Below are 15,357 nucleotides of genomic sequence, written 5' to 3'. Positions count from 1 at the left end.
AAGTTTTGTTCTACTTACTTATAGTATTTTCACTAGAACACCTATTAAACATGTTAAATAATGCTGTTTATAGCAAGAAGATTCCTTTTCAAACAGTACTTTTTGACACATGGTATTCTACACACAAAATTATGCAACATGTTGACTCTCTGGGGAAATATTATTATGCCCCTATTAAAGCCAATAGAAACGTTAGTAAAACACACGATTCTAAACCTTATAAAGCTGTAAAAGAGTTGACATTTTCAGATGAAGAGATCAGGCATGGAGTAGAGATTCATATAAAAGGCTTTGCTAAAATAAGCATGTTAATTTGTTTAAATTTACTGTTTCTACCAACAGAGTTGAGTATGTTGTTACCAATAACAAAACTCACAAATCTTCTAAAGCTGCACAAGATGAGTGTGGCTTTCGATGGGTAATTGAGAGCATGCACAGAGAAATTAAGCAACTTACTGGGATAGAACGTTGTCAATGCAGGAAACAGCGTATTCAACGTAATCATATTAGTTGTGCATTTTTAGTTTGGGCACCTCTATAAAAAATTGCGTCAGCTTTTTCTATATCTTGTTTTAAACTAGCTGCATTAGTTAATATTTTTTGAGTTTCTTGAGGTAACCCCTGTATCATTGTTTTTAGATCACCTTTCGGTTTATTAATACCGAATAATCTTTCTAATTTACCACGTGGTTTTAAATGGGTCGCAATATCTTTGAAGTTAGATTCTTTTGGTAAATTATTAGCCAAATCGTTAAGTTGTTCTTTTGTACCATCAAAATGATTAAAACCTGCGATTTTTCTAAATTTATTAAACGCTGTATTAGTATAACGACCTCCTACATGATCTATAGCTCTTTTAGTAAGAGTTACTAACTTCGCGTCAGGGTGCACGGCACTACAAAATTTGCAGCTCCACTATTTAAAGTATTAGCATGCAATTTACGATCGCCCATCCATTCTTGAGCTTGCTTAGTATTTAAATCTGTAATTCTTTGTTGTGATTCTTTATCACAAGAAATAGAAGCAAGAGTTCCTGCATGTTTAGAGGTATGTATTATTTCAATAGGTTTATTTTCTTCAGCTATTGCTGTAATTTTTTCAAAAGCGTTTTTCATTCCTACTATTTGACGCAATTGAGTAGGGATAACATGCTCACCTTCTTTAATTGTTTCAGCATATTTATTAACTAACTATCTTTCCCAACTAGGCATTTTCTTGAACCAATCTTTATCGGCTCTATTCTGATATTCTGCTCTTTGCTCATCAGTTACTCCCTTTAGTGCTACTTCTGCCTCAATAAAAGTATGATCTTTACCATTTTTATCTTTAATATTTGAGAGCGTTACTATATTACAATGTTCATCATTAAAATTCTGAAAATCTTTTGCTACATTTAGCTTCTTATGCACTTCTTTAATGCCATTATTTTCTAGCAGTATGGCTATGTCATTAATCTTATCCTTTACATTAGGAGAGATCTGCATTTGAGAATTTTTTTCATTATCTTTATGAAAGCTATCAATAAAATCTACTGCTTGTTTTCTTAATTCTGTTTTAAGTGCTTCCGGTTTTCCTTCGATTTCAGCTATATCTATTGCTGCTCTTATGACATTTAAATATTGCATTTCAAAGCTTTCCGTTCCAAGCTCTCAAGGATCTTTAGCATTTCGTGCATCACGAATTATTATCGGTGTTGTACCTTCTATCAACGGATCAATTTTAGTAAGTGTTATACCGGTTTTTTCTTCACGTAAAATTTCAAGCTTTTGTAATGCTTCAGTAAAATTACCGCTTTCAACTGCTTCTCTAACTTCATCTCTGTTTGTATGTAGAGAAGCTTGTTTATTATTTGCTAAAAATTCATTTGTTTGTGTTGTAAGAAAATATTTATCTGCGTCGAATTGTTCTTTTAATGAGGACATAGTGAAAGCTTTATATATTAATATTTAGTTTAGTTAGATAGTAGACGAAGTTTTATTTGGAAAAGAGCAAGAAGTTTATAAGCACGAGGAACAGAGCGTAGATAAACTACGTGAGAACCTCAGCAGATGTAGGACGTCGCCGTCAATTTTTCAAATAAAACGAGTATACCCTTGTATTATAATTTTAAAGTAATTATATAAACAATATCTATTAAAAAATTTTAATCTTATTAATTAAAATATATTATTTATATGAATATTGATAAATTTACTGCACATGCTAAATCAGCGATAACAAACTGTCAACACATTGCTGCTAAAAATGATCATCAGCAAATATTACCTTTGCACTTATTAGCTAGTCTTTTTAATGAAGATACTGGGATTATCAGAACGCTTATTAATAATAGCGGAGGTAACTTAAATATTTTAGCTGATCAAGTACAGGTAGAATTAAATAAAATTCCAAAAGTACAAGTTGATGGCGGAGGAACAATTTATTCTTCTGCTGAGTTTCTTAAAGTTTTAGAAAAAGCTAATAGCCTTGCTAAAGATAATGGGGATAGTTTTGTTACAATCGAGCGTATTTTGGAAGCTTTAAGTTTTGATAATACTATAGCTGGTAAAATTTTAACCAATAATGGGGTTAATAGCAAAAAACTAGCAGCTAGTATTTTGCAGCTTCGCAAAGGTAAAAAAGCTGATACTGAATCAGCAGAAAATAGCTATGATGCTCTAAAAAAATACGGCAGAGATGTGACTGAGCTTGCTGAAAGTGGTAAGCTTGACCCAATAATCGGACGTGATGAAGAAATCAGAAGAACAGTACAAGTATTATCTCGTCGTATGAAAAATAACCCTGTGTTAATTGGTGAGCCTGGGGTTGGTAAAACTGCGATAATCGAAGGGTTAGCACAACGAATATTTAGCAAAGATGTGCCGGAAACTCTTATTAATTGCCGAATTATCGAGCTTGATATGGGAGCATTGATTGCGGGTGCTAAATATCGAGGTGAGTTTGAAGAGAGACTTAAAGCTGTTTTAGGTGAAATAAAAGAGTCGAGTGGTGAGATTATTTTATTTATCGATGAATTACATTTATTGGTCGGTACGGGTAAAACTGATGGAGCTATGGATGCATCGAACTTGCTGAAGCCAATGCTTGCACGTGGTGAACTGCATTGTATCGGAGCTACCACTTTAGACGAGTACCGCAAATATATCGAAAAAGACGCTGCACTTGCTCGCCGCTTCCAGCCTGTCTATGTTAGCGAGCCAACTGTAGAGGATACTATATCAATCCTTAGAGGTATTAAGGAAAAATACGAACTACACCATGCGGTACGGATTTCCGATAGTGCGATAGTTGCGGCAGCAACTCTATCAAATCGCTATATTACGGATTGTTTTCTACCTGATAAAGCGATTGATTTAATCGATGAAGCTTGTAGCCGTATGAAAATCGAACTATCAAGTAAACCTGAAGAACTGGACGAACTAGATCGCCGTATTATTCAGATAAAGATAGAGCTTGCAGCTTTAAAGAAAGAGAATGACGAGCATTCTAAAAAGAAAGTCGAGAATCTAACTGCCGAGCTTGCAAAGCTAGAATCTAAATCATATGACATGAATGCGAAATGGCAGGCAGAAAAATCTAAGATTCAGGGGCAGCAGAAGCTTAAAGAAGAGTTAGACCGAGCAAGAAACGATTTAGAGCGAGCAGAACGTGATGCTAATTTAGCCAAAGCTAGTGAATTAAAATACGGAATTATTCCTGAGATTATGAAGAAAATTCAGGAATCCGAAAATGCTGACAGTAAAGGATTGTTAAAGGAAATCGTTTCAGAAAGTGATATAGCAAGTATTATTTCACGTATCACCGGTATTCCGATCGATACAATGCTATCAAGTGAGCGTGAACGTTTACTTGTGATGGAGCAGAAATTACGTGAGTCGGTAATAGGGCAAGATGAGGCGATTAAAGGTGTTAGCGACGCAGTCAGGCGGTCACGTGCAGGTATTCAGGATGTTAACCGCCCGCTTGGTTCGTTCTTATTTTTAGGTCCGACAGGAGTTGGTAAAACTGAGCTGACTAAGGCTTTAGCGGGTTTTCTTTTTGATGATCGTAACGCCATCTTACGTATTGATATGTCGGAATATATGGAGAAGCATACTATCTCTCGTTTGATAGGAGCTCCTCCCGGGTATGTTGGATATGATCAGGGTGGAGTGCTTACCGAAGCCGTAAGACGCCGCCCGTATCAAGTCATATTATTTGATGAAGTGGAAAAAGCCCATCCCAATATTTTTAATATTATGCTGCAGATCCTAGATGAGGGAAGACTTACCGATAGTCAGGGTATCACAGTTGATTTTAAGAATACTATTATTGTGCTAACATCTAATTTAGGGGCTGAAATACTCGTTAATCAAAAAGAGGGGGAAGATACTTATAAGGTAAAAGACAAAGTTATGGAATATGTAAAAATGGTATTTAAGCCTGAATTCTTGAATAGGTTAGATGAGATTATATTATTCCATAGATTAAACCAAAGTAATATTCACGATATAGTAAAAATTCAGCTAGAGGGTTTAAAGAAAATCTTATCAGCACAAAATATCATTCTTGAATTTGATGAACCGGCTTTAAACTATCTAGCCTTAAAAGGTTACGATCCGAGCTTTGGAGCAAGACCATTGAAGCGACTTATCCAGCGTGAAATACAAAATAACTTAGCTAAGATGATTTTAGCAGGTGAGGTAAGTAGCGGAAAAATAGTAAAAATAACCGCAAAAAAAGAAGAGTTGATTATAAAAATTTAGTTGGCAGATTTTATTCCAGCATAGATATTATTGCGATTCTGTCATTCCCGTGGCTTGTCCAAGGGATCCAGCTTAAAAATACTAATAAAATTAGTATTAGTTAGCAAGCCAAGAGATGACATCGAGAGCACTTTTCGATCCATGCGGGCAGAACTAATCACTCCCCATTAATCAGTTTTTTAAAGTAATTAATTTTATGTCATTGTCAATTAAAAAGGGACCAGTAAATTGCACGAAAAAGGAACCACTATATTTAAAAATTTTTATGCCATATTACCTCCAGATTTATAGTTATTAATACGATAACTTTTACCTTTTATGTTTAGTATATGAGCATGATGTACCACTCGATCAATAATTGCATGAGTTAATACTTCATCAGCAAATATTTCATTCCATTTTTCAAAATCCTTGTTTGTGGTAATAATGGTAGATTTATTTTCATATCGTTTAGCAATAATATTAAAAAAGTCTTCTACTGAATGTTTTGGCAATTGCTTAAACCCGAGCTCATCAAGAATTAATAAATCAAACGATAGGAGTAATTTAACCTTTTTGTGATAACTATTATCTGCTCTTGCAATATGTAAATTATAAAGCATATCCGATACCGTAGTAAAATATACAGAGTATTCTCGTGTTAAAGCTTTTAATGCTAGCCCAATGGCAAGATGAGTTTTCCCAGTTCCTGAATCACCTATGAATATTACATTTCCCTTAGTATTAATATAATCACAAGTTGATAAATCACTTATTACTTTGGCATCAACACTTGGTTGGAAATTAAAATCAAAGTCTTCTAAATTTTTAGTTACCGGCAATTTAGCAGCACTTTTACGGCGACGGTAATTATTATCCTTACGGTTAGATTTTTCATCTTCACATAATAGTGATAGAAATTCTTTAAATCCTAGTTTATTATTTTGAGCATAAATAATCCTTTCATTTAAACTATTGACTATACCTGATAATCTAAAGCTTCGTAGGTCATTAAATAAGTTCTGCATTATTACCTCCAAACTCTGGTAATGGTAAGTTTACTGCATTACTATTTAAAATATTCTTAATTTTAGAGTAAGAACTTATACCATAATGTAGTGCTCTATGACAGGCTTTATCTATTAAGTCATCATTGTAAACCTTACGTAAAGAAATGATACCTCGTGCACAACGTTGCCAATCATTCACTCTTGTTTGTTGTAATGATTCTAATAATAAACTGCAATTATTCCCTATCTGCTGCATTTGTTGTTGATAATGTTCACTATATTCTATAAAACCTGGGCATAGACGTTTGTATTTAGCATAATGAGACGGATTAGTGGTAAATATCCCCTTGCCCTCTGTTCTAACGTGTCTTGCTATTAAATCATTTTGTATAGAAAATATTTGAACAAGTTTTGGGGACAATTGTACCATTACCTCACTGTATATATATTTTGCTGGTACAGAGTAATAATTATTATCTATGGTAATATGACAATCTTTTGCTACTTTTCGATTATGCCAAGATGACAAATCAAAAGTTTCTAATGGTAAAGGAATCAAACTACTTCTTTCCTCTTGCTCAAACAGTTCTCTAGGTATTCTCTTAGTAGTACCATGTATTCGGCTATTGGCCTTATTTAACCAATTTGCAAGACCATTTGTTAATTCTTCATATCTATCAAATTTACGACCAGCAAAAAAATTATTTTTAACGTATTTTATTCCCGACTCAACTTTGCCTTTTTCTTGCGGTTGATACACTCGACAAGGAGAAAGTAAAATTCCATAATGATCGGCTAAGCACTTATATTCCTTCTGATATACTGGCTCATAAAAATTGGCATCTACTACTCCAGCTTTAAGATTATCAAGTTTTATTACTTTTGGACTACCAGCAAAATAATTAAATGCATTGATATGACATTGAATCCATGTTTGACAACTTTGATCAAACACTACTTCATAATAATCAAGGCGACTATAGCTTAAACGCATATTAAATACATATGCTTTAACTCTACGCCCTTTAGAATTATACTGTAAGCCTATGTCACCAAAATCTACTTGTGCTTCCTCTCCTGCTAAAGTATGAAAACGAATGCAACTGTTATCCTTAATTTTATATTTTTTGATATAACGGGTCAAAGAAGTATAACTGCTTGTATAACCTTGATTTTTTAACTCCTCAAAAATTCTTATGTAACTCAGATTTTTTTCTAATAACTCAATTATTTTTTCGTGCCAAAAATCCAAAACTGAAGATCGTTCATAGATTGCTGGGGATTCTGTACCAGCCTCTACATAGCGGTTTATTATTTTTCGTACTGTTTTGCGGTCTGTTCTTGTTAGTTTGGCAATATTCCTTTGACTATTGCCTTGTTTATAAAGGGTGATAATTGTTGTATACATATTTATTCTTATCATTGTATCACTAGATATTTACTTGCTTAATTATCTAGTGAATATTGCACATTAACCTTATTAGGTCACACCAACTTCTCTGGTCCCTTTTTCGTGCAATTTACTGGTCCCTTTTATTTTAGCAATGACATTTATAAGACCAGAAGTAATTTTCATTACTTTTTAAGTCTTTTATATCTAGAGCAAAGTCATTCTCATCATAGATGAAAATTTTAATTAACTTGAGATATGATATATGTACCAAGAATAATAGAACGAAATAAACCTAAGAAAGATTTTAAAAGTTGTTTATCAATTATAAGTATAATTTTATTGCATGGCGATTTAAATAAACTACGAATTAGAGTATAATAAGCATAGGATTTATAGGTGTGAGATTTATAGACATAGTTACAATAAGGATGTCTGTTTAATTCGTGACTAATTAATCATAGATGATTCCTTTTTAAGCTTAATAATGTTTCTTAGTTCTTTATTATATTTATAATTTTGCATAATCAATGGTTCTTTTAACGGATCATAATTTTTCTCAATTTCTTGTATAGAAGGAACAGATGATTCAAGATCCTGATATTTTTCCCAAGGTGTTTTCCCAGCGAGAGAAGTGTGCCCCCAATTATGTAATTGCTTTGGTAATTCTATACTACGTATATCAACACTACTATAAAATTCATCTAGATCAGTCTTTTGCGATCTTTCTACCTTACCATTTAGATGAGGTGACAACGGTTTAATCGGACGAAATTTAATTTTATGTTCTTTTAGATAATCTTGTACAATATACGCAAAAAACTCCTGTCCTCTATCAGTTTGAATACGTTGTACTGGGAATGGCATACGCTCTAATACTTGCTCTAAAAAAGATACTGTATTTATTGCAGTACGTCTTTTATATAAAGCTAATATCTTATATCTAGTACAATCATCTATGGCAGTATACTGATATAAATTACTGGCTATCTTACACCTGGAACTTTAGCACTATAACGTTTTACTTGCTTACGATAATGCCGCTTTAAGTTTAGTCTCCCAAGATTATGTTTTTGTAAGACCTTATGTATAGTAGCAGTAGAAAACGAAATGCCATGTAAACGTTTTAGTTCGTTCTGAATCCGTCTTGCTCCTAACTTCCTTTCTTTTCGTAAAACTAGTATTTGTTGCTCTGATATATCATTTAATTTCTGATAAGGAGATGTATGCGGTTTCCTGCTTAAAGAATGCAGACCCTCAACACCCAATAACTCATAACGTTTATACCATTTGCGTAAGGTGAATCTTGAAATACCATAGTGACTACAAACTTTCCCTGCATTACCTGACTCTTGATATAATTTAACCCAACTTAAACGTATTTTAATCTTAGGCTCCATACTAGTATTTTTATAACTAAATTACATTTGAGCCTACATCCTTATTGTAACTATGTCTATAAATCTCACAAATAAGGTTTCTTAGCTAAAATAAACTCTATCATTAAATCCCTATCCAAGCCATTTGGATAGATTTCACTCATTAATTCTTCATTTCTAATGATAAAATCTAAATATGGCTCAATGAGGGTTACTCTTTTTTCTACAATATTGTTCATAACGGCTTAGTTCTCCTAGCTTAAATTATTCAAGTGTTAACCACCACAAAATATTTTATGGTGGTTGGGGAAGTTCGAAAAACCGCCAATAACAGTCTATAATAGCCTTTAGGTTTAAGATTTACACCTTAAACCCTGGACATACGCTATTATCACCCCAACCCTAATAAAGTTGAGGACGTATCGTTTATAGTAGATACAACCATATTGGCGTGAGGTTTCGATACCCCAAAGCAGCCTTTAGCTGCCTCAAAAAGATTCTAGGCAAAACTTCAAATAAGTCAATCTGATTTTGTAAACTTTGTTATACAAAATATCCCCTTTTATATAAGCGTAACTTACAATAGTCCTGACAGCTATTAGTACGAATTGTACAATATAGTATAATTTACAATGTATATATAGTATGTCAAATATAACTACCTCGGTTGCTAGGGAGCATTTCTCAGAAATAATAAATCGTAGCAGCTATGGAAAAGAAAGAATAGTTTTAAGCCGTCGAGGTAAAGACTTAGCCACAGTAATACCTATAGAAGACTTAAAATTAATAGAAATGATTGAAAATAAATTAGATATAGAAAAAGCCAAAGAAGCTGTTAAAGATGCAAAGTTAAAGGGTACTATTTCCAAAACTTACGCTATGTTTGATATAATGCCCATGAATTAAGGGATATTATGAAGTGCTTCACTATAAAACATTGCTGTGTAATAAGAGTTTTTAGCATATTTGCTATAACATAGCGTAAGTTTTGTTTCTTTAGATGAATTTAAAAAAGAAATATTATAGATCCACGCAACAAGGCTATCTATTTTCTACCAAATAAACGTTCAATATCCTTAAGCTTAAGTTCAATATAGGTAGGTCTGCCGTGGTTGCACTGTCCTGAAAATGGCGTGTCTTCCATTTGGCGGAGTAATGCGTTCATTTCATCTCCTGATAATTTTCGTCCTGCTCTGATAGAATAGTGACAAGCGTAAGTCTCAGTAACATGCTCAATTAATTCGGTTAAGGCTATATTTTCCCCGCATTCTGCTAAATGGTCAGCCAAATCTTGAATTAGCTTTTGTACGTTTATATCACCAAGAATATTGGGAATTTCGGTTACTATAATAGATTTTTCGCCAAATTTTTCTAAGCTTAATCCTAATTTAGATAATTTATCTTTGTTCTCATATAAAATATCTGCTCTTTTCTCGTCCGGTAATTCGACTATTTCAGGAATGAGTAAACGCTGTTTTATCAGCTCTTCATCCTTAATATAATTCTTGATTTTTTCATATCCAAGACGCTCATGTGCTGCATGCTGGTCAGTAATCACTATACTATCCTCTGTTTGAGAAATAATATAAGTAGTATGAAGTTGAGCTTTAGCAGCCCCAAGCCTATATTGTGAAGATTTTTGCGACTCGTTTTGTATACGTTGTTCTACTTCCTGCTCTATTTTAGCATGGGGCAGTGTATCGATTAGTTTTTGACAAGTGTTATTTGGCGTATATTTAGGCACAGTAGGTGATATAGCAGGTCGATATTCGCTAGGTTTACTATTCACGTTTAAGAGTTTACTTATAGCTGGCTCTTTATTAACGAATGGGTTTTTAAATAATTCAATAGCACTAGATGCAATGGTGGTGGATGCGATATGACTTTTATTTGACAAAGCATTTTTAATTGAATCTATAAGTAAATTCCGTACATAATTCGGATCATGAAACCTAACTTCAGCTTTTGCCGGATGGACATTTACGTCAACAAGTTGTGGATCGATTTGTAGGAATATGGCACATAGTGGGTAGCGATCACGCGGCATATAATCTTGATATGCTACCCTTAGAGCTACTTGCAGCAATTTATCTTTTACCGGTCTGTTATTGATAAATAAAAACTGATCTTCGCTGGAGGCTCTATTATATGTTGGAATGCTCGTATAGCCGTAAATGGAAAAATCAGGAGATTTAAAATCTATATAAGAGGCATTTTTTATAAAATCCTCACCTATTACGTCAATTATTCGTTGTTTTAAATTACTTTCTGCATCCTTATTTTGTCCTTTAAGTTTTAATAAACTCTTACCGTCATGAGTTAAGCTAAAGGATATTTCAGGATGTGCGAGTGCAATTTTTTTAACTATGTCTACAGTAGCAGCAAGCTCGGTTTTATCAGTTCTTAAGAATTTTAGACGTGCGGGAGTGGCAAAAAATAAGTCACGTATCTCGATTTTAGTACCTTCATTGTGAATAGCCGGAGCAATTTGTTTCTCATCACCACCGATTAACTTAATCTGAAAAGCTTTTTGATTATCACGTTTTTTAGAAGTAATCAGCATTTTGCTAATAGCGGCAATAGATGGTAATGCCTCGCCTCGAAAACCAAAAGTATGGATATTTAGGAAATCACTTTCATCGAGCTTAGAAGTCGTATGACGCTCAACGGCAATCTCTAGCTCCTTATCCGTCATACCGACGCCGTCATCGGAAATGATAATTAGATTTTTACCAGCACGCTCTAAGATAATATCTATTTTAGTGCTACCGGCATCAACGGCATTTTCAACCAATTCTTTTACAACTGATGCAGGACGCTCTATAACCTCACCAGCAGCAATGCGGTTAATAGTACTGTCCGACAAAAATTTTATAGTCATTTTGATTCTATTAATCTAAATTTCTTACTACAATAAGGGCAAATAACTTCCTTTTTTGCTTTATCAATTTCTAAATAAACTTTCGGATGATCATAAGGCGGTTCTTTGCCACAACAATATACAGATGAATCAATGCTATTAACAATTTCCATAGATTTGCACATTTTTCTTTAAGTAATATCTAACATAAGTTACTTTTAAATAAAAGACAATTTAATACTTATCATACCACTCGTGGTGGCGTTGCTGGGAATGACATAGAACACTAAATATAAATCTTTTGAGAATTAACATAATATGGAGGTAAAAATGAAAAATAAAGTAGTAGTTATAACCGGTTCAACAAGTGGTATCGGATTTGAAATAGCCAAGCATTTTGCAAAACTTGGTACAAAATTAATTATTAATGGTTTTGCAAAAGATGAGGAAGTGAAAAAGATTTCTACAGAATTAAAAGAACTTGGTGCAGCTGACATATTTTATCAAGGAGTAAATCTTGAAAAGCCGAGCGAAATAAAAGCTATGTTTGAAAATATAGTAAAAGAATTTGGAAAAATAGACAAAACTTACGCTATGTTTGGTTCTAAATATCGTAAAGATGGAGAACGCAGCTGTTGTTGCATATAGTCATCTAAAAGCCCTAACTTTATTTGGTAAACCGTTTTACCGATTGTATTTGCAGTCCTTTTGAGAAATGCCCAAACTAAAAATGCCCAACTAATATGATTACGTTGAATACGCTGTTTCCTGCATTGACAACGTTCTATCCCAGTAAGTTGCTTAATTTCTCTGTGCATGCTCTCAATTACCCATCGAAAGCCACACTCATCTTGTGCAGCTTTAGAAGATTTGTGAGTTTTGTTATTGGTAACAACATACTCAACTCTGTTGGTAGAAACAGTAAATTTAAACAAATTAACATGCTTATTTTTAGCAAAGCCTTTTATATGAATCTCTACTCCATGCCTGATCTTTTCATCTGAAAATGTCAACTCTTTTACAGCTTTATAAGGTTTAGAATCGTGCGTTTTACTAACGTTTCTATTGGCTTTAATAGGGGCATAATAATATTTCCCCAGAGAGTCAACATGTTGCATAATTTTGTATGTAGAATACCATGTGTCAAAAAGTACTGTTTGAAAAGGAATCTTCTTGCTATAAACAGCATTATTTAACATGTTTAATAGGTGTTCTAGTTTTGTTGCTCCATCATGATCAGGTGCAAAAATTCGATAATCTATTACCCAAAACTTATTAATATCAGGGTTATAATATACCAGACTCACTACTCCTATACCTTTAGTAACTCTACCTGTAGCTCCACTGTACTGCGATCTTGCAATTTCTATTTGCTTCGTATTCCTTTTATTTAAAACCGTATCATCAAATATTGTATATCCATTAGATGAAAAAATAACATCATTCTTGATGTGTTCCCATAACAAAGAAGGTGTATATTTTTCATTCCTTAAAAATCTATTAATAACATCATGACTACATTTCTTTGCATGTTCAGCGTAGTAGGTTAAACTATAATTCTTTTGGCTAACTATTAAAAATTGACAATAATCTGTCCTATTAATTGGTATTGCTTGCAACTTTATCCTCTTTGACATGTTTAATTATTTTTACAATAATTTATCACTTTTTTACTCATAGCGTAAGTTTTGTATAGCAAAGATACAAACCATCACAAAAGACAAATTAGTATATCTTGATGAATCTGGAATAGAGGATAATGCTTGCAAAGAGTATGAATGGAGCATTATAGGACAAAGGTGTTATAGAGAAAAGGTGTATCAACATAAATTTAGAATAAGTATGATAGCTGGTCTTTGTAATGGTAATCTTATTGCTCCTGTAATATTGAAGGTAATTGTAATACAGAGGTCTTTAAAACTTATATTAGGGATGTATTAATTACAGAATTACAACCTGGGCAAACCGTTATTATGGATAACATTAATTTTCATAAAAATTCTAAAGTTAAAGAGTTCATTGAATCCGTTGGTTGTACCATATTGTATTTACCAACTTACTCTCCTGATTTAAATCCTATAGAGCATTACTGGTTTAAGATAAAAAATGAAATTAGGAAAGTTGTAGAAGATTTTGAAACATTTTATGATGCTGTTTTTAATACTATTAAATTGTCAGTATCTTAATGATTTATGCTATATCTCGGCTTATCTATTTTTCTTGGCAAACCTGTTTTTGTTCTTTCTTTGTATGGCATTTTTAATTTATAACTTATCTATTCCAGAATATTATATGGTATTCTCTACATACTACCCTTCCTTTTTTATTACCCTTCCGAACAAAGCCCTAAAGCTCAGTCGCTTGCTGATAAGAAACGTTTTGAAATATTATATTTAAGTAACTAATTAATTTACTTTATTTTATCTATGTTTTTGATGTCCTAGTTTCTTATCTAATTTGATGTTTAATTTAGTTGGTGTTGTTATTATGCTCTTTTGAATATTTTGTCTTTTTTCTTGAGATAATAAATTTTCATTATTATTGGATATTTTCGCTATAATCTGATTAATATTATTCTGCTCCAGTTTTATCGCTTTATCGTTATTTAAAATTAGCTCTCCAATTTTTTCACCAATTTTAGGGGCATATTTCACGGCAAAAATTGAAACAGGCAAAACTACAATGGAAAAAGCTGCTCCTGCTGTTGCAACGCTAATCGCTCCGACTAAAAGGGCACAAGCAGCACCAGCAATTTTTCCGGTAGTTTGTTTAAATAGATTACTTCTTCTTGTAAGTTCTGAAGATATTTCTAATACTTTACTAAATTTTTGTTGTATATAAACGCTTATTTCGTTGGGAGTCTTATACTTATTTATGCCATATCTTAAAGACGTACGGAATAATTTTACGTACGATTGTGCATAATTAATTATTTCGTCGAAATTCTTTTCTTTTAAAAGAACTTTAAACACGTTTTTTATTTTTAATTTTTCTTCGCTACTTATTTTTTCAGCTCCAAAATACATTTCTACTAGGTTTTCTGCTACGATATCCTGTGATTGTTCAGAAATATTTTGATTATTCTCACCTTCTGGAGTAATCAGAATTACAAATAATTTTAGAGCTAGAGAAAAACTATCATCATTAATAACACGTAGCCTTAAGTGATTTTTAAGCCTTGAAATACATGCATTTATATATTTTTTAGCTTCAGGTTTTGAATTAAGTCTTATCTCATAATCTATAGCAAGCATATTTGCGAGAGTTGAGCAGGTAATTTCGGTAAGGTTATTAATAAAATTATTAATAATGTCTTTTTTAAATAAATTAGTATCTATATTATTCATGTTGAAGATAATTCTCGTATATATAATATTAATTTGGCATAAATAAGGTTAGGAGGGTGAGCTACTGAAAGTTTGTAAATATTTTTAGGTGTTAATACTTCTTCATTTCGTACTCTTACAAATGATATAAGCGTGTTAGGCGGCATATAAGAATAGATTTCATGAAATATTTTTAGGAAAGTTATAAAATCCACAGCTGCATATTTTATATTTATACTATAATTATTTACACGAATATTTTTATTTTCGTTTTCGATTGCCGGAATATTATTTTTAAAAAAGACTGAGTTTATTGATATATCTATAGGTTCTAGTAGATTATATTTATTGCTTAAACCTTTTATTTTAGGAATCAATTCTTGATAATTTAAGCAGGTCGCTTTATTTGGTAAACTTAAATCGACATATTTCTTATAAGATTCTAAAATTTCTTCTTTAGAATTTTGCACGGAATAAAGCTTTAACACTTCTTCAGTTAAACCTTCTAGAGCTAATTGTTTATCAAGAATCGATTGTGCATATTCTTGCTGTAAACTTTTTATTACCCAAATAGTTAATGAAATAAAGAAAAAATATATAATAAATTGAAAGAATATAAGATTCTTTAAATACACGATATATTTTTGAAACATTCTTTTTACCTTAAA

At 32.4% G+C, this 15,357-nt stretch carries 17 protein-coding genes and 2 pseudogenes; 6 read left to right on the top strand and 13 right to left on the bottom strand.

The window, feature by feature from the left end:
- The first annotated feature begins 5 nt into the window (after positions 1-5).
- Positions 6-422: a hypothetical protein gene (locus AAGD55_RS01875; protein WP_341791930.1), complete on the top strand. Its 417-nt coding sequence runs from the start codon at positions 6-8 to the stop codon at positions 420-422.
- Positions 314-541 carry a hypothetical protein gene (locus tag AAGD55_RS01870; protein WP_341791929.1) on the top strand — a complete coding sequence of 76 codons (228 nt, stop codon included), beginning with the start codon at positions 314-316 and terminating at the stop codon, positions 539-541. Before AAGD55_RS01875 ends, AAGD55_RS01870 begins: the two co-directional genes overlap by 109 nt.
- On the opposite strand, the gene AAGD55_RS01865 is transcribed toward AAGD55_RS01870, so the two are convergent.
- The 4 genes from AAGD55_RS01865 to AAGD55_RS01850 are packed head-to-tail and all read right to left on the bottom strand — an operon-like array spanning position 502 to position 1,922.
- The gene (locus tag AAGD55_RS01865; protein WP_341791928.1) at positions 502-891 is read right to left on the bottom strand and encodes a hypothetical protein; all 390 of its coding nucleotides are present in this window, start codon (positions 889-891) and stop codon (positions 502-504) included. The two genes, AAGD55_RS01870 and AAGD55_RS01865, sit on opposite strands and share 40 nt — an antisense overlap.
- On the bottom strand, positions 870-1,133 hold the full coding sequence (locus tag AAGD55_RS01860) for a hypothetical protein (RefSeq protein ID WP_341791927.1): 264 nt from the start codon (positions 1,131-1,133) through the stop codon (positions 870-872). The genes AAGD55_RS01865 and AAGD55_RS01860 overlap by 22 nt, the downstream gene beginning before the upstream one ends.
- Positions 1,134-1,190: 57 nt before the next feature.
- Positions 1,191-1,625: a hypothetical protein gene (locus tag AAGD55_RS01855; RefSeq protein WP_341791926.1), complete on the bottom strand. Its 435-nt coding sequence runs from the start codon at positions 1,623-1,625 to the stop codon at positions 1,191-1,193.
- A 24-nt stretch (positions 1,626-1,649) separates the two neighbouring features.
- Positions 1,650-1,922: a hypothetical protein gene (locus tag AAGD55_RS01850; protein ID WP_341791925.1), complete on the bottom strand. Its 273-nt coding sequence runs from the start codon at positions 1,920-1,922 to the stop codon at positions 1,650-1,652.
- A gap of 252 nt (positions 1,923-2,174) precedes the next feature.
- Between AAGD55_RS01850 and clpB the strand changes: the two genes are divergently transcribed.
- On the top strand, positions 2,175-4,745 hold the full coding sequence (gene clpB, locus AAGD55_RS01845) for an ATP-dependent chaperone ClpB (RefSeq protein WP_341791924.1): 2,571 nt from the start codon (positions 2,175-2,177) through the stop codon (positions 4,743-4,745).
- Positions 4,746-5,008: 263 nt separating this feature from the next.
- Here clpB and istB read toward each other — a convergent pair whose 3' ends face one another.
- The 4 genes and pseudogenes from istB to AAGD55_RS01825 form a co-directional block, all read right to left on the bottom strand.
- Positions 5,009-5,752, bottom strand: a complete 744-nt coding sequence (gene istB / locus AAGD55_RS01840) for an IS21-like element helper ATPase IstB (protein WP_341790851.1) — start codon at positions 5,750-5,752, stop codon at positions 5,009-5,011.
- Entirely contained in the window at positions 5,736-7,142 is a 1,407-nt protein-coding gene (gene istA, locus AAGD55_RS01835; protein ID WP_341790850.1) for an IS21 family transposase, read from the bottom strand. The genes istB and istA overlap by 17 nt, the downstream gene beginning before the upstream one ends.
- Positions 7,143-7,574: 432 nt before the next feature.
- A pseudogene (locus tag AAGD55_RS01830) lies at positions 7,575-8,524 on the bottom strand (helix-turn-helix domain-containing protein).
- Between the two features lie 65 nt (positions 8,525-8,589).
- The gene (locus AAGD55_RS01825; RefSeq protein ID WP_341791923.1) at positions 8,590-8,742 is read right to left on the bottom strand and encodes a hypothetical protein; all 153 of its coding nucleotides are present in this window, start codon (positions 8,740-8,742) and stop codon (positions 8,590-8,592) included.
- A 406-nt stretch (positions 8,743-9,148) separates the two neighbouring features.
- Between AAGD55_RS01825 and AAGD55_RS01820 the strand changes: the two genes are divergently transcribed.
- Positions 9,149-9,409 carry a type II toxin-antitoxin system Phd/YefM family antitoxin gene (locus AAGD55_RS01820; RefSeq protein WP_341791922.1) on the top strand — a complete coding sequence of 87 codons (261 nt, stop codon included), beginning with the start codon at positions 9,149-9,151 and terminating at the stop codon, positions 9,407-9,409.
- A gap of 139 nt (positions 9,410-9,548) precedes the next feature.
- Here the strand turns inward: AAGD55_RS01820 and mutL are convergent, their stop codons facing one another.
- Both mutL and AAGD55_RS01810 read right to left on the bottom strand, forming a co-directional pair.
- A complete protein-coding gene (mutL, locus tag AAGD55_RS01815) occupies positions 9,549-11,384 on the bottom strand; it encodes a DNA mismatch repair endonuclease MutL (RefSeq protein ID WP_341791921.1) in 1,836 nt (611 codons plus the stop codon).
- Positions 11,381-11,548, bottom strand: coding sequence for a zinc-finger domain-containing protein (locus tag AAGD55_RS01810; RefSeq protein WP_341791920.1), 168 nt, complete (start codon positions 11,546-11,548; stop codon positions 11,381-11,383). Before AAGD55_RS01810 ends, mutL begins: the two co-directional genes overlap by 4 nt.
- Before the next feature lie 145 nt (positions 11,549-11,693).
- Here AAGD55_RS01810 and AAGD55_RS01805 point away from each other — a divergent pair, with 145 nt between their 5' ends.
- Complete coding sequence (locus AAGD55_RS01805; protein WP_341791919.1) at positions 11,694-12,011, top strand: SDR family NAD(P)-dependent oxidoreductase; 318 nt, start codon at positions 11,694-11,696, stop codon at positions 12,009-12,011.
- On the opposite strand, the gene AAGD55_RS01800 is transcribed toward AAGD55_RS01805, so the two are convergent.
- The gene (locus AAGD55_RS01800) at positions 11,951-13,000 is read right to left on the bottom strand and encodes a transposase (RefSeq protein ID WP_341791918.1); all 1,050 of its coding nucleotides are present in this window, start codon (positions 12,998-13,000) and stop codon (positions 11,951-11,953) included. The two genes, AAGD55_RS01805 and AAGD55_RS01800, sit on opposite strands and share 61 nt — an antisense overlap.
- Positions 13,001-13,055: 55 nt before the next feature.
- Here AAGD55_RS01800 and AAGD55_RS01795 point away from each other — a divergent pair.
- Positions 13,056-13,549, top strand: a pseudogene (locus tag AAGD55_RS01795) (IS630 family transposase); the annotation flags it as partial.
- 234 nt (positions 13,550-13,783) lie between these two features.
- On the opposite strand, the gene AAGD55_RS01790 reads toward AAGD55_RS01795, so the two are convergent.
- Complete coding sequence (locus AAGD55_RS01790; protein WP_410526108.1) at positions 13,784-14,710, bottom strand: RP853 family protein; 927 nt, start codon at positions 14,708-14,710, stop codon at positions 13,784-13,786.
- On the bottom strand, positions 14,707-15,342 hold the full coding sequence (locus tag AAGD55_RS01785) for a hypothetical protein (RefSeq protein WP_341791917.1): 636 nt from the start codon (positions 15,340-15,342) through the stop codon (positions 14,707-14,709). The genes AAGD55_RS01790 and AAGD55_RS01785 overlap by 4 nt, the downstream gene beginning before the upstream one ends.
- Positions 15,343-15,357 lie beyond the last annotated feature (15 nt).

The sequence above is a fragment of the Rickettsia endosymbiont of Gonocerus acuteangulatus genome (assembly GCF_964026435.1).
Taxonomy (GTDB): Bacteria; Pseudomonadota; Alphaproteobacteria; order Rickettsiales; family Rickettsiaceae; genus Rickettsia.
Note: the sequence above shows the minus strand (reverse complement) of the source record. Positions and strands in the feature narration are given on the sequence as shown.